At 41.1% G+C, this 24519-nt stretch carries 23 protein-coding genes; 7 read left to right on the top strand and 16 right to left on the bottom strand.

Going from position 1 to position 24519, the window contains the following annotated elements:
* Positions 1 to 19: 19 nt before the first annotated feature.
* From tusC to fkpA, 4 genes are all read right to left on the bottom strand, one after another.
* A complete protein-coding gene (gene tusC, locus PSI22_RS05765; RefSeq protein ID WP_038204473.1) occupies positions 20 to 379 on the bottom strand; it encodes a sulfurtransferase complex subunit TusC in 360 nt (119 codons plus the stop codon).
* 26 nt (positions 380 to 405) lie between these two features.
* Positions 406 to 801 carry a sulfurtransferase complex subunit TusD gene (tusD, locus tag PSI22_RS05760; protein WP_273578938.1) on the bottom strand — a complete coding sequence of 132 codons (396 nt, stop codon included), beginning with the start codon at positions 799 to 801 and terminating at the stop codon, positions 406 to 408.
* The gene (locus tag PSI22_RS05755; protein WP_038189403.1) at positions 801 to 1523 is read right to left on the bottom strand and encodes a helix-turn-helix transcriptional regulator; all 723 of its coding nucleotides are present in this window, start codon (positions 1521 to 1523) and stop codon (positions 801 to 803) included. Before PSI22_RS05755 ends, tusD begins: the two co-directional genes overlap by 1 nt.
* A 385-nt stretch (positions 1524 to 1908) precedes the next feature.
* Positions 1909 to 2667 (bottom strand): FKBP-type peptidyl-prolyl cis-trans isomerase, encoded by a 759-nt coding sequence (gene fkpA, locus PSI22_RS05750; RefSeq protein WP_051863057.1) that lies wholly within the window; start codon positions 2665 to 2667, stop codon positions 1909 to 1911.
* 239 nt (positions 2668 to 2906) lie between these two features.
* Here fkpA and PSI22_RS05745 point away from each other — a divergent pair, with 239 nt between their 5' ends.
* A complete protein-coding gene (locus PSI22_RS05745; RefSeq protein WP_273578937.1) occupies positions 2907 to 3125 on the top strand; it encodes a SlyX family protein in 219 nt (72 codons plus the stop codon).
* A 100-nt stretch (positions 3126 to 3225) separates the two neighbouring features.
* On the opposite strand, the gene slyD is transcribed toward PSI22_RS05745, so the two are convergent.
* The 4 genes from slyD to kefG all read right to left on the bottom strand — a co-directional run bounded on the left by slyD (position 3226) and on the right by kefG (position 6479).
* Positions 3226 to 3756 carry a peptidylprolyl isomerase gene (gene slyD / locus PSI22_RS05740; protein ID WP_038223929.1) on the bottom strand — a complete coding sequence of 177 codons (531 nt, stop codon included), beginning with the start codon at positions 3754 to 3756 and terminating at the stop codon, positions 3226 to 3228.
* Positions 3757 to 3901: 145 nt separating this feature from the next.
* On the bottom strand, positions 3902 to 4105 hold the full coding sequence (locus tag PSI22_RS05735) for a YheV family putative zinc ribbon protein (RefSeq protein ID WP_273578936.1): 204 nt from the start codon (positions 4103 to 4105) through the stop codon (positions 3902 to 3904).
* 14 nt (positions 4106 to 4119) lie between these two features.
* Positions 4120 to 5928 (bottom strand): glutathione-regulated potassium-efflux system protein KefB, encoded by a 1809-nt coding sequence (kefB, locus tag PSI22_RS05730; protein ID WP_273578935.1) that lies wholly within the window; start codon positions 5926 to 5928, stop codon positions 4120 to 4122.
* 2 nt (positions 5929 to 5930) lie between these two features.
* The gene (kefG, locus tag PSI22_RS05725) at positions 5931 to 6479 is read right to left on the bottom strand and encodes a glutathione-regulated potassium-efflux system ancillary protein KefG (RefSeq protein WP_273578934.1); all 549 of its coding nucleotides are present in this window, start codon (positions 6477 to 6479) and stop codon (positions 5931 to 5933) included.
* A 119-nt stretch (positions 6480 to 6598) separates the two neighbouring features.
* Between kefG and PSI22_RS05720 the strand changes: the two genes are divergently transcribed.
* Positions 6599 to 8551, top strand: coding sequence for an ABC transporter ATP-binding protein (locus PSI22_RS05720; protein ID WP_273578933.1), 1953 nt, complete (start codon positions 6599 to 6601; stop codon positions 8549 to 8551).
* A gap of 325 nt (positions 8552 to 8876) precedes the next feature.
* Here PSI22_RS05720 and PSI22_RS05715 read toward each other — a convergent pair whose 3' ends face one another.
* The 7 genes from PSI22_RS05715 to PSI22_RS05685 all read right to left on the bottom strand — a co-directional run bounded on the left by PSI22_RS05715 (position 8877) and on the right by PSI22_RS05685 (position 18450).
* Complete coding sequence (locus PSI22_RS05715; RefSeq protein ID WP_273578932.1) at positions 8877 to 9767, bottom strand: LysR family transcriptional regulator; 891 nt, start codon at positions 9765 to 9767, stop codon at positions 8877 to 8879.
* 972 nt (positions 9768 to 10739) lie between these two features.
* On the bottom strand, positions 10740 to 12299 hold the full coding sequence (locus tag PSI22_RS05710) for a hypothetical protein (RefSeq protein WP_273578931.1): 1560 nt from the start codon (positions 12297 to 12299) through the stop codon (positions 10740 to 10742).
* 91 nt (positions 12300 to 12390) lie between these two features.
* On the bottom strand, positions 12391 to 13668 hold the full coding sequence (locus tag PSI22_RS05705) for a hypothetical protein (RefSeq protein WP_273578930.1): 1278 nt from the start codon (positions 13666 to 13668) through the stop codon (positions 12391 to 12393).
* A 292-nt stretch (positions 13669 to 13960) separates the two neighbouring features.
* A complete protein-coding gene (locus PSI22_RS05700) occupies positions 13961 to 15202 on the bottom strand; it encodes a hypothetical protein (RefSeq protein ID WP_273578929.1) in 1242 nt (413 codons plus the stop codon).
* Between the two features lie 94 nt (positions 15203 to 15296).
* Positions 15297 to 15506 carry a hypothetical protein gene (locus PSI22_RS05695; protein ID WP_273578928.1) on the bottom strand — a complete coding sequence of 70 codons (210 nt, stop codon included), beginning with the start codon at positions 15504 to 15506 and terminating at the stop codon, positions 15297 to 15299.
* Positions 15507 to 16328: 822 nt separating this feature from the next.
* Complete coding sequence (locus tag PSI22_RS05690; protein ID WP_273578927.1) at positions 16329 to 17342, bottom strand: carbon-nitrogen hydrolase family protein; 1014 nt, start codon at positions 17340 to 17342, stop codon at positions 16329 to 16331.
* Positions 17293 to 18450, bottom strand: coding sequence for an inverse autotransporter beta domain-containing protein (locus tag PSI22_RS05685; RefSeq protein WP_273578926.1), 1158 nt, complete (start codon positions 18448 to 18450; stop codon positions 17293 to 17295). Before PSI22_RS05685 ends, PSI22_RS05690 begins: the two co-directional genes overlap by 50 nt.
* A gap of 287 nt (positions 18451 to 18737) precedes the next feature.
* Here PSI22_RS05685 and murQ point away from each other — a divergent pair, with 287 nt between their 5' ends.
* On the top strand, positions 18738 to 19640 hold the full coding sequence (gene murQ / locus PSI22_RS05680; protein ID WP_273578925.1) for an N-acetylmuramic acid 6-phosphate etherase: 903 nt from the start codon (positions 18738 to 18740) through the stop codon (positions 19638 to 19640).
* Between the two features lie 29 nt (positions 19641 to 19669).
* Positions 19670 to 21118, top strand: a complete 1449-nt coding sequence (murP, locus tag PSI22_RS05675; protein ID WP_273578924.1) for a PTS N-acetylmuramic acid transporter subunit IIBC — start codon at positions 19670 to 19672, stop codon at positions 21116 to 21118.
* Position 21119: 1 nt separating this feature from the next.
* Here the strand turns inward: murP and PSI22_RS05670 are convergent, their stop codons facing one another.
* On the bottom strand, positions 21120 to 21725 hold the full coding sequence (locus PSI22_RS05670; protein ID WP_273578923.1) for a LysE family translocator: 606 nt from the start codon (positions 21723 to 21725) through the stop codon (positions 21120 to 21122).
* A gap of 171 nt (positions 21726 to 21896) precedes the next feature.
* Here PSI22_RS05670 and PSI22_RS05665 point away from each other — a divergent pair, with 171 nt between their 5' ends.
* The 3 genes from PSI22_RS05665 (at position 21897) to crp (ending at position 24292) form a co-directional block, all read left to right on the top strand.
* A complete protein-coding gene (locus PSI22_RS05665) occupies positions 21897 to 22115 on the top strand; it encodes a YheU family protein (RefSeq protein ID WP_012990364.1) in 219 nt (72 codons plus the stop codon).
* A gap of 101 nt (positions 22116 to 22216) precedes the next feature.
* On the top strand, positions 22217 to 23086 hold the full coding sequence (locus PSI22_RS05660; RefSeq protein ID WP_038195554.1) for a phosphoribulokinase: 870 nt from the start codon (positions 22217 to 22219) through the stop codon (positions 23084 to 23086).
* A gap of 573 nt (positions 23087 to 23659) precedes the next feature.
* On the top strand, positions 23660 to 24292 hold the full coding sequence (crp, locus tag PSI22_RS05655; protein WP_038195556.1) for a cAMP-activated global transcriptional regulator CRP: 633 nt from the start codon (positions 23660 to 23662) through the stop codon (positions 24290 to 24292).
* Positions 24293 to 24519: the final 227 nt, after the last annotated feature.

The following is a 24519-nucleotide window of genomic DNA, read 5'->3' as shown; positions in this document are numbered from 1 at the left end:
GTTACCCCTCCGCAATAGATTAAAATTTCAACACAACATCATATTCTGATAGTACTTCACGTATTGCCGCCGCCGGGAGAAATTCCGCCTCCAGCACAAGGTCGCTTGCTGGGCTGCCTCCCCGAGCGTTCAAATCATCGAGGCAAATGTAGCATTTATCAATGTCATACAGGGGCAGTATCTTAAATGTTGAGATGTAATCACGCGCCAGAATTGTCTCTGGCTGCTGATTGGCCAACAATTGGAATACGCCATCAGAAATAAAGAATACACCGATTTGCTCAGTCAATGCCGATGTTGCAAGCAGCGCATCCAGACCTTCCCTGCCAGCAGAAGATCCGTGGGGAGCTTCAGTAAAAACGAAGGCGATTTTTTTCATCAGAACCCTCAATACCGGGTATGCTCCTAGAATTGTACCACGCGATCACACAGCATCATGGCTTCAGCCAACGAGCCCAACCCACTGAGCTCAAACCCATCCGCCAGATTCACGGCGGACAGATTGAGTTCGTTGGCCTGCTGTTCATCTGTGACACCGCGACGCAGTGCCGCTGCAACACAAATAAACAAGTTGAATTGGTGCTGGGCGGCCATTGCCTGCCACGCCCTGACCAGATCGAACTCATCACTGGCGGGAGCCACCAGCCTATTGCCATTTTGGACACCTTCGCGATAAAAAAACACGCTGTGCAGTTTATGGCCTGAAGCAACCAGCGCCTGAGCAAATTGATAGGCACTGCTGGCTTGCTGAGTGCCATAAGCTGGCCCAGTCACCAGCAGGCAATAAGACAGCGATGACATTATTTCTCCGAACTCGCGTATTCACCATTTTTAAACTGGCGAATATAAAGATATACGGTATGTTTGGAGATATTCAGACGATCAGCAACCTGATTAATCGCATCTTTAATATCAAAAATCCCTTTCTCATAGAGATTCAGGACAACCTGTCTGTTTTTCGCATTATTGGAAACATTGCGATCAGCATTCACTTCTTCGATAGTAAATTCCAGTGTCTGTGCCACAAGATCATCTACTGAAGAGGCAAAATTAACGTTTGAAGACACCTCATGCGTTTTTTCAGGAATAAAGGTTTGAATAATCTCAGAGAAAGGCACATCCAGGTTCATATTAATACACAAAAGCCCAATGACCCGACGAGAGCGATTACGAATGGCAATCGTGACGGATTTCATCAATGCACCGCTTTTTGCCCGCGTGAAATACGCTCTGGAAACACTACAGTCTTCATCTGTAATGTCGTGCAGCATCCGTAATGCCAAATCCGTAATGGGAGAACCAATTTTACGGCCGGTATGCTCACCATTAGCTATTCTGACAGCTGAACATTTAAGGTCCTCCAGTGAATGAAGAACAATTTCACAATGCCCACCAATCAGCATAGCCAAGCCATCAACAGCAGCTTCGTAAGATTTTAAAATTTCATGATCCGTTTCACTGAACGGTTGGTTTTCCAGTAAATCAATATCACTGTTATCACCGGATAATAGTGGGGTAGACATGCAATACACCATCCTTCAAGCTCAGACTTTGCCTCACCGAAAATATCAGGGCGAGATTTATTATAAAATCACATTAATGCAACTTAACAGAAAACATTTCAAATGTTCTGTGTTCTATTCAGAATAATGACGTTAAAACCACATTGAATTGCCGTCAAGCCCTTGCTACACAGACCGCAGGGTTTTATCACAGCTTTTATACTCAATATACCTGAAATATGAAAAAGTTATTTCATTTAATACCGTTAAAAAATAATAAATAGCAAAAATTATTTTTCTGTCGTCATGGTTTATTACTTACCAAGTCGAGGTAAATACCGAGATAACAAAACAGGGGCTATCTGATCAGCCCCTGCTATCACATTACGTCTAATTATTGTGGAAATTATTTTGCCTTAGCAGCTGGCTTGATATCCAGCAATTCAATATCAAAGACTAAAGTAGAATTAGCAGGAATACTAGGAAGACTTGCCTTACCATAAGCCAAATCCGGTGGAATGACCAGAGTGATTTTCCCGCCTTTTTTCACATGCTGTAAACCTTCTTTCCAGCCGGGAATAATACGATCCAAACCAATTGTCAGGGGTTCTTTGCGCTCATAGGAGCTGTCGAACACCTTGCCATCGATCAAACTTCCTTTGTAGTTTACAACCACCGTATCTTTTTCTGTTGGTGTTTTACCACTCCCTTCCTTCTCTATTTTGTAGAGAAGCCCGGTTTTAGTTTTTACAACACCCGATTCCTTGGCAAACTGCTCACTGTATTTAGCCCCTTTTTCAGCATTTTCATCAGCTTCTTTCTCTGCCTTAGCTTGTGCTGCATTTTTCACTTTAACTTCAAAAGCGCCAAGGATCTGCTGAATTTCTTGATCATTCAGTTTGCTTTTATCCTTTAATGCATCTTCAACACCAGCCAATAACTGAGATTGGTCTAACTTGATACCGAGCGATTCCTGCTCTTTTAATGAAGCGCCCATGTAGCGACCCAGAGAAGAACCCAATGCATAAGCGTTTTGCTGATTTTCTGTTTTAAACGCACTATTCAGTTTTACTTCGTTTTCTGTATTAGCAGACAATGCCTGCGGTACACTAAATGCCATTGCCAGTGACGCTGCCAATAAAGTCGTTTTTAACAATGATTTCATCCTATTCTCCAATCAGTTTTTTTGGGATTCACCGTCCGCAAAAGCTACGTGAACGAACTCACTATAACTGTCTGCGGAAACCGAACACAATACTCGTCATACATTGGCTTCAGAACCATTAAAACAAAGAGGTTTCATGGTAACCCTCTTTTATAGAATGTTTTGAGTATTATAGTGCCAACTTGATTAAAATAATCATTCCGACACGAAATTAACTAACCAAAGTAAGAGGGAAGATAGTGGAATTATCCGAATTTGAACAAAGATTTGAACAGCTAGAAACCAAACTGGCCTACCAGGAAATCACTATTGAAGAACTGAATAAAGAAGTGAGAAAACAACAGATAGAAACTGAAAAGCTCAAAGAGCAACTACAGTTAATGTCCGAACGCCTGAAAACCCACCAGTCGTCGATCATCGCACCGCTCTCAGAAGAAACACCGCCCCCTCATTACTGATACCATTCCCGCCTTTTCAGGCAGAAAAATACTTGCCAAGGAAGGCGGGAACACAAAAAAAGAGAAGCTCATCTGCGCTTCCCTTTTTTCTGCTTAACAATTAATGGCAGCCGCCGCCACAGCATGCATGCTCTTCATGATCGTGGTCGTGATCGCCACAACCACCCTGACCATGCACATGGCCGTGAGCCAATTCTTCTTCGGTCGCTTCACGGATAGCAACGATTTCAACGTTGAATTTCAGATTCTGGCCAGCCAGCATGTGGTTGCCGTCAACGACAACTTCATCACCTTCCAGAGCGGTAATTTCAACTGGCACAGGCCCCATGTCTGTATCAGCCAGGAAACGCATACCCACCTGCAATTCATCAACGCCAACAAAAACATCTTTTGGTACGCGCTGAACTAAATTTTCATCATACTGACCGTATGCATCATTAGCTTCGACGCTAACATCAAAACGTTCACCCGCCTCACGCCCTTCCACCGCTTTCTCTAAACCGCTGATCAGAGAACCACGGCCATGCAGATAGTCTAACGGTGCGCTCACCGGAGACTCATCAACCAAAACACCTTCTTCTGTTCTTACTTGATAAGCCAGGCTGACCACCAAGTCTTGTGCTACTTTCATGACATCTCCTACATACCCGAGGGGAAAAAACCCCGTGAGGGAAAATTTTTACGGCTAAAAAAATGCTGCTGATTGTAACGGAATTCTACTTCTCTGTACCTAGCGACAGCAAAATTTATCCATTATTTGTTGTTCATACATTGAATTATTGTGGTTTAAAGATACCGATAACCTGTTCCTGCTCTCTAACATGAAGCGCCACGGTTTCATCGGTTTGCCGCTGCACATGCCCACAATGGACACACTCCACGATATCGACTTTATTTTCCTGCCACATCGCCAGCGTATCCTGCGACTGACACTTGGGACAAACCGCTCCTGCAATAAAACGTTTACGACTGACTGACATGATTCACCCCATTGCTATTTATATTCGTCCCAGCCTTCCGGCTGGCGACGCTCATTAAGCATTTCCCGTTCAAACAGTTCTTCCAATTCCCTGCGAGCCTCTTTCACACGGGATATTTGCGCCACGTCACCATGTAACTGAGGCATCAGCTCACGTAACATACGCATATCCAGACGCCGGAAATGCTGCTGGGCGCGATAAGCCTGATGTGGATGCATTCCAGTCTTAATCAATGCTTTACGACCCAGTTCCAGAGCACTGGAAAACGTTTCACGGCTGAAATCTTTGACATCGTTCTGCAACAGCTCATGCGCTTCCAGACGCCCTCTCGCCCGCGCAATAATATGCAGGTGAGGAAAATGCTTCTGGCACAGATGCACTATCGCCATGGTCTCTTCCGGCTCATCACTGGCAACCACAATAGCCTTGGCTTTTGCCGCCCCGGCAGAACGCAACAGTTCCCGCTCTCTCGCATCGCCATAATACACCTTATAGCCATAACGACGCAGCGTGCTGATGGCGCTGGCATCACGTTCCAATACCGTGATACGGATTTTATTCGCCATCAGAAGGCGCCCCACCACTTGCCCAAAACGGCCGAATCCCACCAGAATCACTTGCGGCTCATTATCCTCCACAAATGGCTGTTCACTGTTTTTTTCTTCCTGGGCATTATAATGCCCAGCCAGAATACTTTGGATCAACGGCATCACCAGAGGCGTCGTCATCATCGACAATGTGACGACAACCAACAACAGTGACATTTGATTCTGATCCAGCACTCTCTGCCCCAGCGCCGTTGAGAATAAAACAAATGCAAATTCCCCGCCCTGACTCAGCACGCCGGAAAACTGCAAACACGATGATTTTTTCAGGCCAGCAAACCTGCCGATCACATACAGTATGAAAATTTTTATCAGAACCAGCCCCAAAACACTGAACAATACCCCTGACAAATGAGTCAACAGTACGCCCATGTTCAAGGACATGCCGACGGAAATAAAAAATAGCCCCAACAGCAGCCCTTTAAATGGCTCAATGGAAATTTCCAGTTCATGGCGATATTCACTGTCAGCCAGCAAAACCCCGGCAATAAAAGTCCCGAGCGCCATTGAAAAACCCAGTTCCTCCATGAAAATCGCCGCTCCCAGCACCACCAACAGCGCCGCCGCCGTGAACACCTCCCTGACACCGGATTTCACCACCAACCGGAACAGTGGGCGCAGCAGATAACGCCCTCCCAGCAACATGCCCGCAAAAGCCACAAATTTCAGCCCGACCCGATACCAGTCACTGGATGCCGTACTGCCCGCCAACAGAGGAATCAGAGCCAGAGCGGGGATCAAAGCCATATCCTGAAACAGCAGGATAGAAAAACCGAGTTGCCCGCCTTCACTGCCGGTCATTCCTTTCTCTTTCATCAACTGTAGCGCCATGGCCGTCGATGACATAGCAAGGCCAATTCCGCCGATAACAGCAGCCTGCCATGAAAAATTCGTCAGACACAGGAATAAAATCAGCACCAGCGCAGTCAATACAACCTGAGCAGTACCCGCACCAAAGATAGATCGCCTGAGCTGCCAGAGTTTTGCCGGATTCAGCTCAAGGCCAATGATGAACATCAGGAAAACAACACCCAGTTCAGAGAAATGCAGAATTTCCTCGACATCCTTGATAAACCCCAGCCCCCACGGGCCAAGTACAATCCCGGCAATCAGATAACCTAATACCGCCCCAATCTTGAATTTCTGGGCAAGGGGAACAGCCACAACAGCAGCAAACAAAAACAGTGTTCCGGCGCTTAACAGCGCTGAATTCTCCATAATTACATCCCTCCCAAAGACAAAGGCGATTTCAGCCATTCCCGATAAGCATTCGCGTGGCTGACGAGCACTTCAGGTCGTTGGCGCCTGGCCCAATAAATGATCATGGGTGATAACCAATGCATATGACACATCGATGCCGTTAATTCGAAAGGACGGAGAATTTCTTCCATCGGATAGAGGTTATATCCACCTCTCCGGTAAGCACCTTCGGGTTCTCCTGTGGTGATGACGGAGCGCCAATACTTTCCTCTCAGCGCCAGTTCTGACCCGCCGACAAAGTCACGGCTCAACACGCGATCCATCCACTCTTTCAGTAAAGCAGGGCAACTATAAGTATACAATGGATGCTGAAAAACAATGATTTGATGCTCACGCAGCAATTTCTGCTCTAAAGGCACATCAATAAAAAAATCGGGATAGCAGCCGTATAGATCGTGAAGAGTGACATGCTCCAACGCCTGCACGGGCTGTAGCAAAACATTATTAGCCACAGAGATCTGTGGTTCTGGATGGATATATAACAGCAATATTTTAGGCGGCAATAGCATCATTCCCCCCAGGACGTGTCAGGACACCTATTTTCCGCTACCATGCACGTCAAGCGCTCAAATCGAATACATACAACGTGTAATTATTAACTTAACATATTCTATAACAGACAACCTCTATGATTGTTTTCTCATCTCTGCAAATCCGTCGCGGCATTCGCGTCCTACTGGACAATGCCAGCGCAACCATCAATCCCGGCCAAAAAGTGGGATTGGTGGGTAAAAATGGCTGTGGTAAATCTACCCTGCTTTCATTACTGAAAGGTGAACTCCAGGCTGAAAATGGCTCCGTAACATTTCCCAACAACTGGGCGCTGGCGTGGGTGAATCAAGAAACGCCGGCTTTGGAAATTTCAGCACTGGAATATGTGATAGACGGTGACCGTGAATTCCGGCAACTGGAACAGAAGCTGAAAATCGCCAATGAACAGAATGACGGTCACGCCATTGCCCATCTTCACGGCCAGCTTGATACCATTCAGGCATGGACAATCCGTGCACGAGCATCCAGCCTGCTGCACGGCCTGGGGTTTTCCCAACCCCAGTTGGAACAGTCAGTCAGTTCATTTTCCGGTGGCTGGCGTATGCGGCTCAATCTGGCTCAAGCGCTGATTTGTCGTTCCGACCTGCTGCTGCTCGATGAACCGACCAACCACCTAGATTTAGACGCGGTCATCTGGCTCGAAAAGTGGCTGAAAAACTATACCGGCACCTTGATCCTGATATCTCACGATAGGGACTTTCTTGATCCGATCATTGATAAAGTCCTGCACATTGAACAGCTGATTTTGGCTGAATACACCGGCAACTACTCCTCCTTTGAGCGGCAACGCGCGGCTAAACTTGCCCAGCAACAGGCTCTGTATCAAAGCCAGCAGGAAAAAGTGACTCACCTGCAAAGCTATATTGACCGTTTTCGTGCCAAAGCCTCCAAAGCGAAGCAGGCACAAAGCCGCATTAAGATGCTGGAGCGCATGGAACTCATCGCCCCTGCTCATGTTGATAACCCATTTCGTTTCAGCTTCCGCCAGCCGGACAGCCTGCCAAGCCCGCTTTTAGTGATGGAAAAAGTCAGTGCCGGGTATGGTGAAAAAACCGTGCTGGATTCGATCAAATTAAATCTCGTACCGGGATCACGTATCGGCCTGTTGGGGCGCAACGGGGCGGGTAAATCTACATTGATCAAACTTCTGGCGGGTGGACTTGCACCACAGCGGGGCGAGATCGCCTTAGCCAAAGGCATCAAACTGGGGTATTTTGCCCAGCATCAGCTGGAATACCTGCGAGCAGATGAATCCCCGCTGCAACATTTAGTCAGAATCGCACCACAGGAAACGGAACAGCAACTCCGTGACTATCTGGGTGGCTTTGGTTTCAAAGGTGATCAAGTAACCGATCCGAGTGGGCGTTTTTCCGGTGGAGAAAAAGCCAGACTGGTATTAGCGCTGATTGTCTGGCAACGACCGAACCTTCTGCTGCTTGATGAACCAACCAACCACCTTGATCTGGATATGAGGCAGGCGCTGACTGAAGCGTTAATTGATTTCGACGGTGCACTGGTTGTGGTATCGCACGACAGACATTTATTACGCTCCACAACCGATGAACTTTATCTGGTACATGATGGCGAAGTAGAACCGTTCACCGGCGATTTGGAAGACTATCAGCAATGGCTGACTGAACAGCAACGCCAACAAACGCGTGAAAATCAGGAAAAGGAAAAAGCGGCCTCAAGTCCCGATGCTTCAATGAATGGCACTCAAAATTACAGTGCCCAGGAGCGCAAAGATCAAAAGCGACGTGAGGCCGAATTTCGCAACCAGACGCAGCCATTACGCAAGCAACTGACTGCCCTTGAAAAACAGATGGAAAAACTGGGCACAGCATTGGCCGGATGGGAAGAAAAGCTGTCAGATAACACAATCTACGAAAATGATCGCAAAACTGAATTGACCGAATGCCTGCAACAACAGACTCAAACCAAATCCAAGTTAGAAGATGCGGAAATGGAGTGGCTGGATATTCAGGAACAACTTGAACAGATGAGCGAAGCATTTAACGCGGATCAGTAAATTAATTTATTTTCTTTAACTTTTCGAAATTATTGGGCATTGATATTCAATGCCCAAATCTTGAAAAAAACCGTCCCTTGTTTACAAAATAAAAAAGTAAACACATTCAAACGAACAGCTATTTTATTGACGGTAAAAAATGATAACTCATTTATCTAGAAAGGTTATTTACATTTGAAAAACACCTGAGCGTCTAATTAGCATTTCAGACTCCTTATTGAGAATAATCTTACCACTCAACTCCCAAATATCATTTCCGTAAAAATTTCATAACAACAATTGAGAGTAAAACAATCAATAGTAAAATGATGCCTTGCTAACTGACTTACAAATTAGCAACCAATGCAGAAAAATTTTCAACATCATCAATCAGATGATCATCTATTGATTTACCCCATATTACGCCGAGTTCTATTTTTTTATCCGTTTCAACAATTTCCAGCAAATTCATATAATACTCAGGGATCGAGCTGATAATACGTTGAGGAACACACGTATACGCACTATTTTTTGTAATCATCTCCATGATGAGCATAATGTCATTAGTCTTTAATAACAAATGCTTACTGTCACCCGTATAAATAGGGAATACGTTAAGGCAATCGGTTAACTCAACAATATCTTTGTTTTCTGATGAATGAACCGGAACATTCCCATTTCCAAATCGACTTTTCTCCGCCCTAAATTTAGGTATCAGGTGGCTCCTTCTTTTAAAAAGATAGACCAGTTTTTCAGTAAAAATCTTTTTCGGCTCCAACTGAGTTATCGCAGCCAGAGGCATCACCGCGACATGTAGCATTCCCGCATTCAACAAACTGATCTGCTGCTCAACCGACAGCCCAGTCATCAGCGCCAATACGACATTTCCTTTCTTATCCGCGATCTGCTTTTCTATCTGAGAATAGTTATGGATAGGAAAACAAGATCCAACATATAAATGCCTGATAATGTCTTCCTTTGAATCAAAATGAACCCGACTTTTAAACTGCTCATAGTGAGATAAAAATTTTCGGGCATTTTCCAGCGTCTTATGCCCGAAGTCTGTCAATCTCGTTCCATTTGGCCCCCTTAGGAATAATGAAGCACCAAGAATACCTTCCAACCCGTGTATTTTCTTCGTCAAGGCAGGCTGAGAAAGATAAAGCCTCTCTGAAGCTTTATGATAATTAAGAGTCTCAGCCAAAACGATAAAAGCCTCAAGATTGCGTATATCCATGTTCTCTCGCTCAATGATTGTTTAATAACTACAAAACATTACAGATTCATGGTGATAGCATTTTAACTTAGCGTTTTGCTAAAGGTTTTATTAGGACAACTGGTCAAAATGTTAACTAATAAAATGTTAGTTAACAAGGGTACAATTAGCAAAATATTTATTAATGCAGCGTTTTAATTTACTTCACAAATAATTACAGCAGAAACTAAAAACCAAAATACACAACTGACGGTACAACACGAGGAAAACTTCAATCTATACCTGTCAATACACCATACACATAATCACATTACTGGTTATTTTATATGTCGTACAATTTGGACTATCACCAGGGAAAAATAATGAACTGAAAGTTATCAATTGATAACTTTTATCTATTGGTAACCCACATTAGGGAATACCAAGCCCATGAAAAGTAAAATATCATACTACTAAACTATTGTGTGAGTAATTTAATTAAAAGATATAAAGAAAAGCATATATACCTAGCTTACTCGTATATTAGAACAAACCATAGATAATTCACATTAAATTTATTACATTCTCTATTTTAGATCTTTAATTCCATGACTGTTTTTATATTTACTCTTGTGACGTGTTAATAAACCCCAACTTTAATTAAAAGTATCATATTAAATGCATCTATAAATGGTAAATACCATCATAAAACGAGTCAAAATAATTTCAAAAAATACAGTACCAGTGACAGTCAGTATGCGTAATGATGTTTTTATTGCATATTGCTCTTGGTAAATAGTATCTATTTTTATTTCAAGTTTTGAGGATTTTTGATATCAGAACATTCTGTATTAGTAAGTTATTTTATGGAGGGAAACATAAGTTTTGTATTTTTTAATGGCTAAGATGTTATATCAACAGGAGAAGTTGACACCTCTTTATAGAAGTGTCAAAGGGCACTATCTCACCATCATCTGTTTAACAAAAGTTATTACGTTATAATATCATTAATATTTAATCATAATCACCACAATCAGTAGCACCTGAAGGCTGCGTGCTGATTCCTCCTCTCCAAATCTTTCCGTATGTTTTCACATCTTCATTATCAACTTCGTAATCAAATTCAATATTTCCTAGAACCCCATCAGTAAATTGAGGGCAGTGCGCAAGATAATGGAAAAGAATACCAAATGTTAATGTTGCAGTATTACCACCAGGTTGGTCTGGCTCTGAAGGCATGACTTGTGTAAAAGTATGAAATACGCTTTTACAATCTGCATTGACATGTAAATTCAAATTCACTGTACTGCCAAATGGAGTCATTGTTTGAACATCATAAGGATCACTGGTTCCTTTGATCTCAACAAACAACCCAGCATTATTTTCATTATGCTTATAGTGATGTATAGACACACAGTTAACAAGCCCGCCATCCTCTATAATATTTTGGGGATCATCAGTTCCCTCACTATTATATACTGTACATAAATCATACTTCCTCTCAGTCACTGGCGGTGGTTGATTGTTTGCCCCTCCTTGATAATATACATCCAATACATCTGACATATATGATTTATTATAAGCTGCATTAATAACCCAATAAGAAAATGTCACTCTCTCTTGTATTGGAAATATATCATAAGGAATCTCTATAGAATATTTATCCAAATCATAAGTACTTTCAAGTATAAAATTTTGATTTATATACTTGTTATTAACAAAGAATAAAATAATATCACCCTTTGCTGAATCATTATAAAAAGGCACCTTCACTGAAAATTTAGGGGTAGTCGAGACTAAAGGATTACCATATTCATAATCCTTAATCATGGGTTGCCCTAATCTATCATCCAGCCCTTGATTATGCATATGAATAATATAAATTACATTCTTCGACGGAATAGAATGAGTCACCCCAAATATTCTAGAATTCACTTTAAACAGTAGTGAATAGTTTTGTTTTGGGTAAATATAAAACTCCAACCACCCCTTGTCATTTGTATTTACATAAAACCCTCTATGGGTAGAAGAAATATTCTCAACATTTATTTTTGTTTGATTATCCGCAGCATAAATATCAACTTTATCAAAACTGAGATGATCTTCCTCTAAAATGGCCACAGGAACACCAGATAATACATTACCATTATTATCTTTTAAAACTGTAATTGCTTTAGAATATGTACTTGTTGGAGAATCATCATTTCTATGAGAAAAATTCAAAAAATCATTTTTAAAATAAATAGGCAATGTCTTATCATTCAAAATTCTGGCTTTATATTGAATAGATGATTTATTAAAACCAACTGCATTGGAATCAGGTAAAATATCAAAAGTAACCAGATCACCATCTTGTATAAAACTATCAACTTGTAATACGACCTTGAATGTGCCGGGCTGCCCATTTGGTTTAGAAATATCACCAGACTTAGAAACATTATTTAGTTTTACTAATGAAATACTGGCATTAGGATTTATCTCATAATCTGCATGCAGTGTAATTGTTAAATGCAACTCTTGACCAATAATAACATCAGAACCACTCCGCGTAGACACTATGATATCGTTAGACATATTATTTCCTTATCGCTTTTATTTTAGCTAATAGTTGTAGAAAAATACCAAACAATAACCACCTCCTAAGGAGGTGGTTTAAGAATAATAATCAATTATCACCACCACCCGGACTAACAGTGCTGATTTGGGATTGCCAATCTTTACTATATGTTCTTATTCCTTCAGAATCTATATAGTATTCAAAATAGATCACTCCCGGATACCCAGTGTCAGAATAAGATGCGATATCAACAAGCATCTCATGGGGTATTGGAATAATATTTGTAGATGTATTTTCTCCGACAACAGTTTTAATCGTTACAGGCATAGATTTATTTATTATTTTACTACTTGAATTTACATACATAACAAGAAAAACCTTATCTCCAAATTTAGGTTTAGTCTCGCTATTCAAATCACTAGTACCTACTATTTTTATAAATAGATCGATTCCGCCATTATTTCTATAATCATCAATAGTGTCTAAATTAACTATATCATATTCTTGAATTATATATTCATCGTCAGAAGCATCCAATGGTGGCCTCGCAAGACTAGAATATATTACCGGTGGGTCGAGTGGACGAGAAAATTCATCTGATGGTTGATTATCTCCACCTCCAGTGTATGTTAAACCTAATATAGGAGAATACTTATTATTCCCAGATTCTGGTATTATTGTATAATATAGCTCTGATGCCTCATTTAATGGGAAACTATCAAAATAGAGCTTAAAAGTATAATCAGGTTCTGCTGCATTACTTATTTTGATAGCAGGCGAAATAAGATCATTTTTATGAGTAAAAAAGATAACCGTATTTGTATTGGAGATAGTATCGTAAGGAGGGATATTCACATAAAACATTTTAGAAGAACCATGCGCTCTTAATTCATCTCCATTAAGCCCAGAGATTACTGGAGGACTAAGAGAGTCATCCGTTGCTTCATATTTTGGATTAATAATATATACAGTAGGAGCTGGGTAATACCTCTCCGAATCTGGTAATTTACTGCCTAATTGAAAAACAACAGTAATACCTTTTATAGGATAAACACGAAAACTTAACCTACCATTAGGATCACTTGTAACATTAACAAATTTATCAACTGGCTTTATAATTTCAGGATTCTGTGCTTCATTATCAGGATCGGTAGTTATTACTATTTTTTCCTCTATATCATTTCTAATAGATGAGTAAATCTGCACAGGTGTATTTCTCATTAGCTGGCCATTATTAGTCAACACTGTGAAATAACGTATAAAATAATTCCCACCCGTTTCAGGATTATTATCACCCTCTGGAGTTTCACAGACCCATTTGTCCGTTTTTAATATAATTGATTTTGATTCAATCAAATTATCATCAAATAAATTTTCTTTATGCATATAACCCTCCAATATATAATTAAATATATTTATATTCTATTATGTAATTAATTTCATATCTAATATTAAATTCTAAAGAATTGTAACCACACAGATATATTTAATAGAGTACTTAATTATTTTAACTATAAAAATAGTTATCACACACTGATAATTTCTTAATGAAATATAAAAGATATTGATAACAATTAATTATTCATCATCCTTATCACCTGGAAGGGTTGTATCAATCATACTCTTCCAGTAATGATTATAGGTTTTCTCATTCGTCCCTTTATCAATCGTGTAATACTCAAAATAGATCCATGGCCGCTTTCCATCTGTGTAAGGGCAGTTCGGGGTGACATATTTTTATCACTGTGGTACATAAAGCAGTCCCTTGTTCATCAGGAGTATCTGATAATTTATGCCGATACGAGTGCATGAAATTTTTACTTTTTGAATTAACATAAATATTTAGATAAATATCGTTACCCACATAAGGATATTTTTTAGTTTCATCATTTGGATCATTTGTTCCAATCACCTTTAAATATAGATCGACTTTATTATTATGCGCATAATTAGCAATAGTCCCTAAATTAATATAAACATTTTCCCAGAGTAAATTCTTTTCAGAATTTTTTAGTAAAGGATCATGTTCATAATCAGCGAAGCTAGAATAAGCTATTATTTTATTATAAGTCCGTGTAACATTATCCGATGGAGTATTAGATGAACCACCGATATACTCAATCATCATCGTGCCAGAATATTTACTAACGCCAAAATCTGAAGCTATTATATAATAAAGCTCTGATCTCTCATTTTCAGAAAAAATATCATATGGAAAATTAAATATATTATTATTGGCATCTTCACTACTAATTGATTTAACAGGTAAAACTAATCCTTCAGGCTCAGGAAGCCCATTGTTATCTTTGGTAAAAAATAGAATACTATCCGTACTTGATAATTCAATATTAGTATCTATTTGCACATCAATAAGATGTTTACCCTTCCCCCCTCGTAAAATCCCACCATTAGCTTGGATTATATTTGGTGGTTCCAAAAATAATGCATCCTCATCGGGTGGTGGAGTAAGAATATATACATTATCTGCTTCATAGTAACCTTTTACACCAAAAATATTACTTAACAATCGAAGCGTTACATAATTATTAGCCATAGGATAAACACGGAAACTTACCTTTCCTTTTTTATCAGAATAAACAGTAAAAAATGCCTGAGAGTCTATAGTCGGTTTAATTACTTCTGGAGAATCATTACCATTCTGAGGATCTGTAGTCACCATGACTCTCTTAACCAGGTCATTCTGTACCATAGAATAAACTTGAATAGGCGTATTTTTCATCACTTGACCATAATGGTCAAATAATTTAGCATTATAACGAACATAATTATTACTATTATTGTCCGGTTGTTTACTCACTTTCGGCGCAACACATACTTGTTTATTTGGCTCCAATTGTATTGTATATGGCTCTATAGTTTTAGCATTATAACTAATAGTCTTTAAATTATGACCTGGCACTTGAATATCGTAAGATACATTTTTAACTCCATGTTTTATAACTTTATCATCTTCAACTGTTAAATAAATTTTTATATGAGCCGACTTATAATCTTCAGATAGATATGTAGGGGTAATAATATCTATTTTTTTTTAATCCTACTGGATTTACTATCGTTATATCAGGAAAATTGCTTAATGAAAAATCCGATAATAATGTAATATCAACATAAAATTCTTGTGAAATAGCCACATCTGCACCATCAGGTACAGACAAATGAAATTCAATTCCAGAATTAAGATTATTATTTTTACTTAAAATCATATCATCAACTCATTTATTAATCATTGAAAATAAAAACTTTTACTATTATAAAAATTAAAAAACCATATGGAATTATAAATATTTATATATAAAGATGAAGTTAATTAATAGACTAATCTATAATACATAATTCACATTAAAATCCTGCACCTTTAATTCTGGTAAATATATCGTAAAAACATTTATTAATAATTAAATTCCATCTATAAGTTAATCTAAAAAGTCATAAATAATATAATTTAAAAAACATTAAATCTTTTAATTAGTTATCATCTGAATTAAAACCAAGTGACGTTTCAATCATATTTCGCTATATCTTACTGTACTTTTTAGCACCTGACTCTTTATTAATTGTATAATACTCCAAATAAATCCATCCAGATATTCCGTTGTGATAGGAAACTATTCCGGCCAAATCTGGGTGTTTAATAGGTATTATCGTAGTACAATACGGTTGTCCCACTATATCCGCCGTTATTGATAACGTCTTCTTATAAGTCTTATGGAGTATCTTTGTTTTTGAATTAACATACACAGATAAATGCACCTCTTCACCAGCAAGTGGGTAAACAGATTTTGGCTCATCATTAAGGCTTCCAATTATTTTTACGTATATATCAAAACCATTGTTTTTTATATAGTTAGAAATATCTCCCTGATTGATATAGTCATGCTCAAAAATCTTAGCTTCATCAGCATCGTTGCTATTAAGCAGGGGATCTGTTTGATAATCAGCAAAACTTGAATAAACTACAGGTTTATTATATATACGATTAACATTATCCGACGGAAGATTACTAGAACCACCTGAATATTTTATTTTTAAGTATCTAAATATTTACTAGACCCAAAATCTGAAGCAACAATATAATAAAAATCTGTCCATTGATTCACAGGGAGAATATCATAGGGTACAGTAAAAGTATAAGTAGGATTACTCGCCTCTTGGATTGTCTGAACCGGTAAAACTAATGCATCAGGATCAAGCATTCCATTCTTACTTTTAGTAAAAAACAAAATGCTATCTGCCTCTGATATATTATCATAACTCCCAATCTGTACATTAAATGTTTTTTGGTCTTCTTTCCCCGCTAAAACACCACCATTCGCTGCAGGCACGTATGGTATCCATAAAAGAAAACGACTCTCTTCGGGTGCAGGTGTAATAATAAATACCATCTCTGTTGTATAATTATAATTCGAACCAAATATATAACTAGATAATGAAAGTGAGGCCTGTTTATTTTTCATCGGATAAACACGAAAACTTGCCACTCCTTTATCAGATGTACAAACGGTAAAAAAAGGCTGACCATTGTCTGTAATCGGTAAAATTTTATTAGGATCCTTGTTATTATCTGATGGATCAGAAGCAATCGTTACTCGTTCTAATTTATTATCTAACATGGAAGAAGAGACCTGAATTGGCATATTCTTCATAATTTTATGATTACTATCAAATACAGTAGCATAAAAACGAATGTAGTTATCATTATTATAATCAAGTGGCTGATCTACTGTAGGCGTTACACATACTTTCCTTTCTGAATCCAATTGGATTGTATATGGTAATAGCTTTTTGGCATTATAGGTAATAGTGTTTACTTTTTTACCTGATGCCTTAATGTCATAAGATACATTTTTTTCTCCCGCCGTTATTTGATCTTCTCCTAAAACAGCGCAATAAATTGTCATATAACCATGTAATCTATCAGGTGATAATACAAATGATATAGAAGTATCCAGGTGCTTTAGTCCAACTGGATTATCTGTAGTTATATTTAAATTATTTGCTAAAGGCGTTTTTGATTTTAGCTGTGACTGTCTGCTGTTCATGGCTATAACCCACAATCTCTCCCGGCAGGGACAATTGCAGGTTTTGTTTTTTCTGATGATCCAGAACAATATTGTAATTTCTCTCAACCAGATCATAACGGCTGCCCGCCAACGTGCGCATAGATGCCACATTATCCGGGGATAACTGCACACTGAGCGGGACGCCCAGTCTGTAATTTAAATTCGCTAAAAACTGGGTTTCGGTATGCCCGCTTCCCCCCTGTTTATAATCCACACCCATCGTCACCAGCGGAATGGGGGTATACGTCAGCCCCAGTTTCGCCAGACTGGGGTTTTTCTGTTTGGTATCCCGGTTGAACAGGGTCACGTTATCACCGAAATATTGTTCATAAGTCAGCTTGGCGCCCAGATTGGGATAAACCGGCAGGAAGAATTCCCCGTTAATGTCATAACCATTGGCGGGACGTTCGTAATAGTCTTTGTGATCCCGTGAGTGTTGCCAGTCACTTAAACGGTAATAGGTATTGGCAGAGAGTTTCAGGTAATCCCCCCAGATTTCCCCGCCCAATCCCAATCGTCTGTTTTTTCCGGTGAAATCATGGTCAAAGAAGGTATTCAGGCCATACATCCAGTTATTCTGAAAATAACGCCCTCCCAAACCGAAGTTCAGTGTATTCCGGCTGTCTTTATTCCGATAACCGACTTGAGAAAATAATAGCCAGTCCGCTTTATTGTCATAAAGGGGGAATAATATATCAAACGCACTGTTCTCTAGCTTTCCCTTTTTATCCAGCGCAAAATTAATTCTGGCCGTACCGAACTGAGATAACCATTTTTGCGCCTCATTGTTGACGGTACTATTTAATTTTCCCAAGGCATAAGATTTGGCTTGTTCGGCTAATTCCGAAGGAGAAGAAGACAGCACATCGGCTGCTGTCTGAATATGTTCGGCAAACATACCGATTTTATCGTTTTCTATATTATCAGCATTATTTTCCGGCTCTTTGTGCTGTAAAAATTTTTTCGGCGCGGCATGTTCAGGAGTTTGTTTCTCCGCTGCGAGTGCACTCGTAGATGTCAATAACAACAGTAAGGAAGATATAAAAGCAAAGGTTCGGACAGATTTATAACTAATATATGAGTCCATATATATGCACCCCAGAAAATATAGCATTTCGCCAGCGATTAAACATTGGATGCTTAATTGATATAACATCCTAATATTTCTTGATATTAAAATACATTAGGAAAGCTTTTATCGTTATGCCCAATGAAAAATTGTTATCAGGTGATAAAAAAAAGTAATCTTATTGTTTTAATAGCGGAAATAATGCGGGTGATACCCAATGGATTTTATATCAAGTCATCAGTACGATAATCTGCTCTCCATGAATGGCATATTCACTTTCCCATCACATACAACAGGAACAAATAATGAAAATCGATCTGAGCAATATGGTGACAGAAAGCCGTAACCCTGCCAGTACCCATATTGATGAGCTATCCACACTCGATATGCTGCGCGTTATCAATGATGAAGATAAAAAAGTGGCTCTGGCCGTTGAAAAAACGCTGCCCCAAATTACCCGGGTGGTCGATAAAGTGGCCGAGGCATTCCGTCACGGCGGACGATTGATATATAGCGGAGCCGGAACCTCCGGGCGTCTGGGCATTCTGGATGCGAGTGAGTGCCCCCCGACTTATGGTACAAAGCCGGAATGGGTTGTCGGTTTAATCGCCGGCGGGCATCAGGCAATTTTGAAGGCGGTCGAAAATGCGGAAGATAATCAGCAATCAGGCGCAGAGGATCTTAAGGGACTACACTTCAATGAAAGGGATGTGCTGGTCGGGATCGCCGCCAGTGGCCGGACGCCTTATGTGTTGGGCGCGATGGAATATGCCCGATCGGTCGGGGCAACTATAGCCTGCATCAGTTGCAATCCGGACAGCCCGATGACGCAGTTGGCTGATATCGCCATTACGCCCGTGGTGGGGCCTGAAATCGTGACGGGTTCTTCCCGCATGAAGGCAGGAACGGCTCAAAAGCTGGTGCTGAATATGATCACAACCGGAGCCATGATCCGCACGGGTAAGGTGTATGGCAATTTAATGGTGGATATAGAAGCCACCAATGCTAAATTGATCGAACGTCAGAAGAATATTGTCATGTCCGCCACTGAATGCAGCAGGGAAACGGCAGAACAGGCCCTGAGTGCCTGTGGCGGTCACTGCAAAACCGCAATCGTGATGATTTTATCGGGAACCTGTGCCGAAGACGCTAAAAGGTTACTGGCAGAACACCAAGGGTTTATCCGGCCTGCTATCTCAAAATCCTGATGATCATGGTTTCTTTGGAGGGGTCATAAATGGCTAAAATCAGTCAGGAAATGCTGGTTGAAATACTCAGGGCAATGGGTGGCGTGAATAATGTTGTGCATTGTGGCAATTGCATGACTCGCCTGCGATTAACACTGCGTGATGATTCACTGGTCGATAAAACTGCCTTAAAGAAAATTCCCGGGGTTTTAGGTGTCATTGAAAATGACGAACAGCTCCAGATTGTCCTTGGCCCCGGCAAAGCACAAACCGCCGCGGATATGATGAACGCGCTATTGAGTACTGCCGATCATTCCACCGCTGAACCTCAGCCCGCCGGTTTGAAAGAGATTGCTTCTTCCAATAAAAAGCAGCTCAAAGAAAAACAAACCCGTTCAGTTCATAAGTTTCTGGCTAAATTCACCACCATTTTTACCCCGCTGATCCCCGGTTTTATCGCCGTTGGCCTGTTATTGGGGTTCGCTACCCTGCTGGAACAGATTTTCATTCAGGGAGCCGGACATCCCAATGCCGTATTGGTGGAGATGGTCGGCTATATGAAAGTTTTCAGCAAAGGGATGTTCAGTTTCCTGAGTATTCTGATTGGTTATAATGCGCAGAAAGCCTTTGGCGGCTCCGGCGTCAATGGCGCCGTTATCGCTTCCCTGTTCGTGCTGGGTTATAACGCCAGCGCCACCAGCGGCTTCTATTCCGGTATCAGTGATTTCTTTGGCTTCGCCATTGACCCGCGCGGGAATATCATCGGCGTGCTGATTGCCTGTATTCTCGGCGCCTGGGTGGAAAAACAGATCCGCAAAATTATGCCCTCTGATCTGGATATGATCCTCACTTCCACCCTCACCCTGCTCATCATGGGTGCCGTCACGTTTATTGTCATCATGCCTGTGGGAAGCTACCTGTTTACGGCGATGTCATGGCTGTTCATGCATCTGAACGGTAATCCATTCGGTGCGGCAATTCTGGCAGGGTTATTCTTAATTGCGGTGATGTTTGGTGTACATCAGGGTTTTGTTCCCGTCTATTTTACGCTGATGGATGTGCAAAACTTTAACTCGCTGTTCCCGATTCTGGCAATGGCGGGTGCAGGGCAGGTCGGCTCTGCGCTGGCGTTATATATGAAAGCCCAAAAAGGTTCGCTGCTACGCACTCAAATCAAAGGTGCTATCATTCCGGGTTTTCTGGGGATCGGAGAACCTCTGATTTACGGTGTGACACTACCTCGCGTCAAACCCTTTATCACAGCTTGTCTCGGGGGCGCAATCGGCGGGTTTTTTATCGGTCTGGTTGCCTGGCTGGGAGTCCCTGTCGGGCTGAATTCTGTTTTCGGCCCATCGGGTCTGGTCGCCCTGCCCCTGATGACGTCCGATAGTGGCATCTTCACGGGCATGGCAGTGTATGGCGCAGGTTTAATCATTGCTTATATCAGTGGTTTTATACTGACATTTTTCTTTGGCAGTAAAAATATTGATTTAAGCTGATTCAGCCAATCCAAAGCAAAGGGACACAGACGGCAGTGAGAATACCCATGGTGATATTGAAAATAAACCAGGCATTGCGGCTTTTCAGCAGGAAGCCAATCAGTGAACCCAGAACAATCCACACTGTACCGGCGATCATGTTGGAGACCAGCATCACCACACTTATTACTACCACTGAGTGGTTATATAAGTCTCCCTGTAGGCTGTAACTGCCGACGGCGCCCAATCCCATCATCCACGCCTTAGGGTTCAGGAACTGTAATAACCAGCCTTGGTAGCCTTTGATGGGAACGGCCGCCAAATTTGCCGTTTCCAACCGTTTATAATGTGCCGTCGACGTTTTCCACGCCAGCCTTAATAAATACAGACTACCGAGCACTTTCAACACGGTGTGCATCGCCGGATACAGCAGCAGCACTGCTCCCACACCAAAGGCAGACAGCAGCAGGATTGTCTGTATGCCAAGAAGGATACCCAGCCAAAGCGGTAACGAGCGACGGAAACCAAAATTGGCACCCGATGAAGTCAACAGCATATTATTCGGGCCAGGTGTAATCGCAGAGATCAATAAGAAGGCGCTTAGTGAGAATATCAGGCTTGCGGTCATGGGGGGTTGTTCCTCTTACCCAAATTGTTAACATTTCCTTTCGACGAAAATAGCAGTATGTTATTCACTACACAAGATGACTAATCATGAAAATTAATCCCTTATGAGTGAGAATGTTTCCCCCCTGAGCGAGGCCGGTAATCCCCATTTACACACTCAGGAGCAACCACAATGATGATCCCGTGGCAACAACTGGCACCCGAAACCCTACTCGACCTGATCGAAAGTTTTGTCTTGCGGGAAGGCACCGATTACGGTGAAGATGAGAAAACGCTGGAGCAAAAAGTACAGGATGTAAAACGTCAGCTTGAACGGGGAGAAGTCCTGCTGGTTTGGTCTGAACTGCATGAGACCGTCAATATCATGCCCAAAGAGATGTTTCGCCCTTAGCGCCTTCTTCTTATCAGGCTGTTCCGTTTGCCTTATTTTGCTCTGTATTGCTGATTACGAGAAAGATAGTCCCAACTTTTATTGATAAGGAGTCTGTTCTTATGTCTGCCAAACACCCTGTCATTGCCATAACGGGTTCTAGCGGAGCCGGAACAACAACGACCAGTGTGGCGTTCCGCAAGATTTTCCAACAACTTGAAGTTACTGCCGCACTCATCGAAGGGGATAGTTTCCACCGTTACACCCGTCCTGAAATGGATGCCGAGATCCGTAAGGCGAAAGAGCAAGGCAGGCATGTCAGCTATTTTGGGCCAGAAGCCAATGATTTCAGCATGTTGGAAAAGACATTTTGTAACTATGGTGAAACAGGCACTGGCCGCTGCCGGAGATATCTCCACACCTATGATGAAGCGGTGCCTTACAATCAAGTACCGGGTACATTCACTCCGTGGGAATCACTGCCATCAAACACCGATATTCTGTTTTATGAAGGGTTGCATGGCGGCGTTGTTACTCCACAGTATAATGTCGCCAGCTATGTTGATTTGCTGATTGGTGTCGTCCCCATCGTCAACCTTGAGTGGATACAGAAACTTATCCGTGATACCAGCGAACGTGGCCATTCAAGAGAGGCGGTCATGGATTCCGTGGTGCGTTCGATGGATGATTATATCCGCTATATTACGCCACAGTTTTCCCGTACTCATATCAATTTCCAGCGCGTTCCCACAGTTGATACCTCTAACCCCTTCTCCGCCAAGGCTATTCCATCTCTGGATGAAAGTTTTATCGTGATTCGTTTCCGTGGCCTGAAACAAATTGATTTCCCTTATTTATTGTCAATGCTTCAGGGGTCATTTATTTCCAGTATAAATACCATTGTCGTTCCCGGCGGAAAAGTGGGGCTGGCCATGGAGTTAATTATGGCTCCGTGGGTTCAGCAATTACTGGAAGGCAAAAAAATTTCTTGATTTAAACGCAATTTATTTTTTAATTAAACAGGTAACAAAAAATAACGTTGCCTGTTTTACGCAAATAAGCATTTCAGTAACAATAAAAACAGATTATAAAGAGAAAATTCAGTAAGGTAAAACGCGTAAAAGCAGTACAATATTTACCAAAGTACCCGCAGCCTCTTACACGATAAAAAAGTCATTCAGCCGTTCCCGTCTTTATGTTTTTTCTCCTTTTCCCTTTGGAAATATTGGCATTACTCGATTTCCTATAAGTCGTAGAGCAATAAAGACGACGCTCCAAATAGATTTCTGTTAATCTGGCGGGCTGAAGCGATACAGGGGGAGACAGAAACGTTTTCCTGTGTTACAAACGAAGTTACAAGCGAAGTTACAAGCGAAGCTGGCAAGATATATAGGTTAAGATTAAGACACCCGTATTTTGGTATGATTATAATCTATATAAAATTCCCGCTTGTCAGTTTTTCAGCAAGTTAATATGTTAAGCTATTGACTTTATAAAGCCAGCCGGGTGAGGAAAAACTGTTCCTCACGTCATCAAGGCGGAAATAACAACAGAGGATAAAGCGAATGGTTCTCGGCAAGCCACAAACAGACCCTACTCTTGAATGGTTTTTGTCACACTGCCATATTCACAAATATCCATCCAAGAGCACGCTTATTCATCAAGGCGAGAAAGCAGAAACGCTTTACTATATTGTTAAAGGTTCAGTTGCTGTTCTAATAAAAGATGAAGAAGGCAAAGAAATGATTCTCTCTTATTTAAATCAGGGAGATTTCATTGGTGAGCTTGGATTGTTTGAAGAAGGAAAGCTGCGTACTGCATGGGTACGAGCTAAAAGTGCCTGTGAAGTCGCTGAAATTTCCTACAAGAAATTTCGCCAACTCATTCAGGTCAACCCTGATATTCTGATGCGTCTATCCTCTCAGATGGCAAAACGCTTACAAACAACTTCAGAAAAAGTCGGTAACCTAGCATTTCTGGATGTCACAGGCCGTATTGCCAAGACGTTAATGAATCTGGCCAAACAGCCTGATGCAATGACCCATCCTGATGGTATGCAAATAAAAATTACACGTCAGGAAATTGGCCAGATTGTCGGGTGTTCCCGCGAAACAGTTGGCCGCATTCTGAAGATGTTAGAAGATCAAAACCTGATCTCTGCTCATGGCAAAACCATTGTAGTATATGGAACCCGCTAGTTCCTGAAATTGCTCTTGAAACTGAGCCAGCGCAACCCTTATCCTGCACTGGCTTTTTTGTTGCTTCCTTTGTCTTATCTGTGCAATGGCAGCATCAAGCCCCGTTCCGCCGCTTTCTGTAACACTTCACTGGCCTTGCCCTGATATTCCGCTGGCGCAGACGTGATTTCCCTCACCTTATTTTTATATTTGCCATATCACAGTGAAATAATAGTCACCAAATATGA

The organism is Xenorhabdus aichiensis (assembly GCF_028598775.1).
Taxonomy (GTDB): Bacteria; Pseudomonadota; Gammaproteobacteria; order Enterobacterales; family Enterobacteriaceae; genus Xenorhabdus; species Xenorhabdus bovienii.
The sequence above is the reverse complement of the archived record's forward strand: the minus strand, read 5'-3'. Positions and strand labels throughout refer to the sequence as shown.

Coding starts and splice junctions, on each gene's coding strand:
- PSI22_RS05665 (WP_012990364.1), top strand. CDS start 21,897: ATGATGATCCCGTGGCAACAACTGGCACCCGAAACCCTACTCGACCTG.
- murP (WP_273578924.1), top strand. CDS start 19,670: ATGGCTAAAATCAGTCAGGAAATGCTGGTTGAAATACTCAGGGCAATG.
- slyD (WP_038223929.1), bottom strand. CDS start 3,756: ATGAAAGTAGCACAAGACTTGGTGGTCAGCCTGGCTTATCAAGTAAGA.
- PSI22_RS05755 (WP_038189403.1), bottom strand. CDS start 1,523: ATGTCTACCCCACTATTATCCGGTGATAACAGTGATATTGATTTACTG.
- PSI22_RS05735 (WP_273578936.1), bottom strand. CDS start 4,105: ATGTCAGTCAGTCGTAAACGTTTTATTGCAGGAGCGGTTTGTCCCAAG.
- fkpA (WP_051863057.1), bottom strand. CDS start 2,667: ATGAAATCATTGTTAAAAACGACTTTATTGGCAGCGTCACTGGCAATG.
- tusD (WP_273578938.1), bottom strand. CDS start 801: ATGTCATCGCTGTCTTATTGCCTGCTGGTGACTGGGCCAGCTTATGGC.
- PSI22_RS05695 (WP_273578928.1), bottom strand. CDS start 15,506: ATGATTTTAAGTAAAAATAATAATCTTAATTCTGGAATTGAATTTCAT.
- PSI22_RS05705 (WP_273578930.1), bottom strand. CDS start 13,668: ATGCATAAAGAAAATTTATTTGATGATAATTTGATTGAATCAAAATCA.
- kefG (WP_273578934.1), bottom strand. CDS start 6,479: ATGCTATTGCCGCCTAAAATATTGCTGTTATATATCCATCCAGAACCA.
- crp (WP_038195556.1), top strand. CDS start 23,660: ATGGTTCTCGGCAAGCCACAAACAGACCCTACTCTTGAATGGTTTTTG.
- PSI22_RS05670 (WP_273578923.1), bottom strand. CDS start 21,725: ATGACCGCAAGCCTGATATTCTCACTAAGCGCCTTCTTATTGATCTCT.
- kefB (WP_273578935.1), bottom strand. CDS start 5,928: ATGGAGAATTCAGCGCTGTTAAGCGCCGGAACACTGTTTTTGTTTGCT.
- PSI22_RS05710 (WP_273578931.1), bottom strand. CDS start 12,299: ATGTCTAACGATATCATAGTGTCTACGCGGAGTGGTTCTGATGTTATT.
- tusC (WP_038204473.1), bottom strand. CDS start 379: ATGAAAAAAATCGCCTTCGTTTTTACTGAAGCTCCCCACGGATCTTCT.
- murQ (WP_273578925.1), top strand. CDS start 18,738: ATGAAAATCGATCTGAGCAATATGGTGACAGAAAGCCGTAACCCTGCC.
- PSI22_RS05660 (WP_038195554.1), top strand. CDS start 22,217: ATGTCTGCCAAACACCCTGTCATTGCCATAACGGGTTCTAGCGGAGCC.
- PSI22_RS05715 (WP_273578932.1), bottom strand. CDS start 9,767: ATGGATATACGCAATCTTGAGGCTTTTATCGTTTTGGCTGAGACTCTT.
- PSI22_RS05690 (WP_273578927.1), bottom strand. CDS start 17,342: ATGAACAGCAGACAGTCACAGCTAAAATCAAAAACGCCTTTAGCAAAT.
- PSI22_RS05685 (WP_273578926.1), bottom strand. CDS start 18,450: ATGGACTCATATATTAGTTATAAATCTGTCCGAACCTTTGCTTTTATA.
- PSI22_RS05720 (WP_273578933.1), top strand. CDS start 6,599: ATGATTGTTTTCTCATCTCTGCAAATCCGTCGCGGCATTCGCGTCCTA.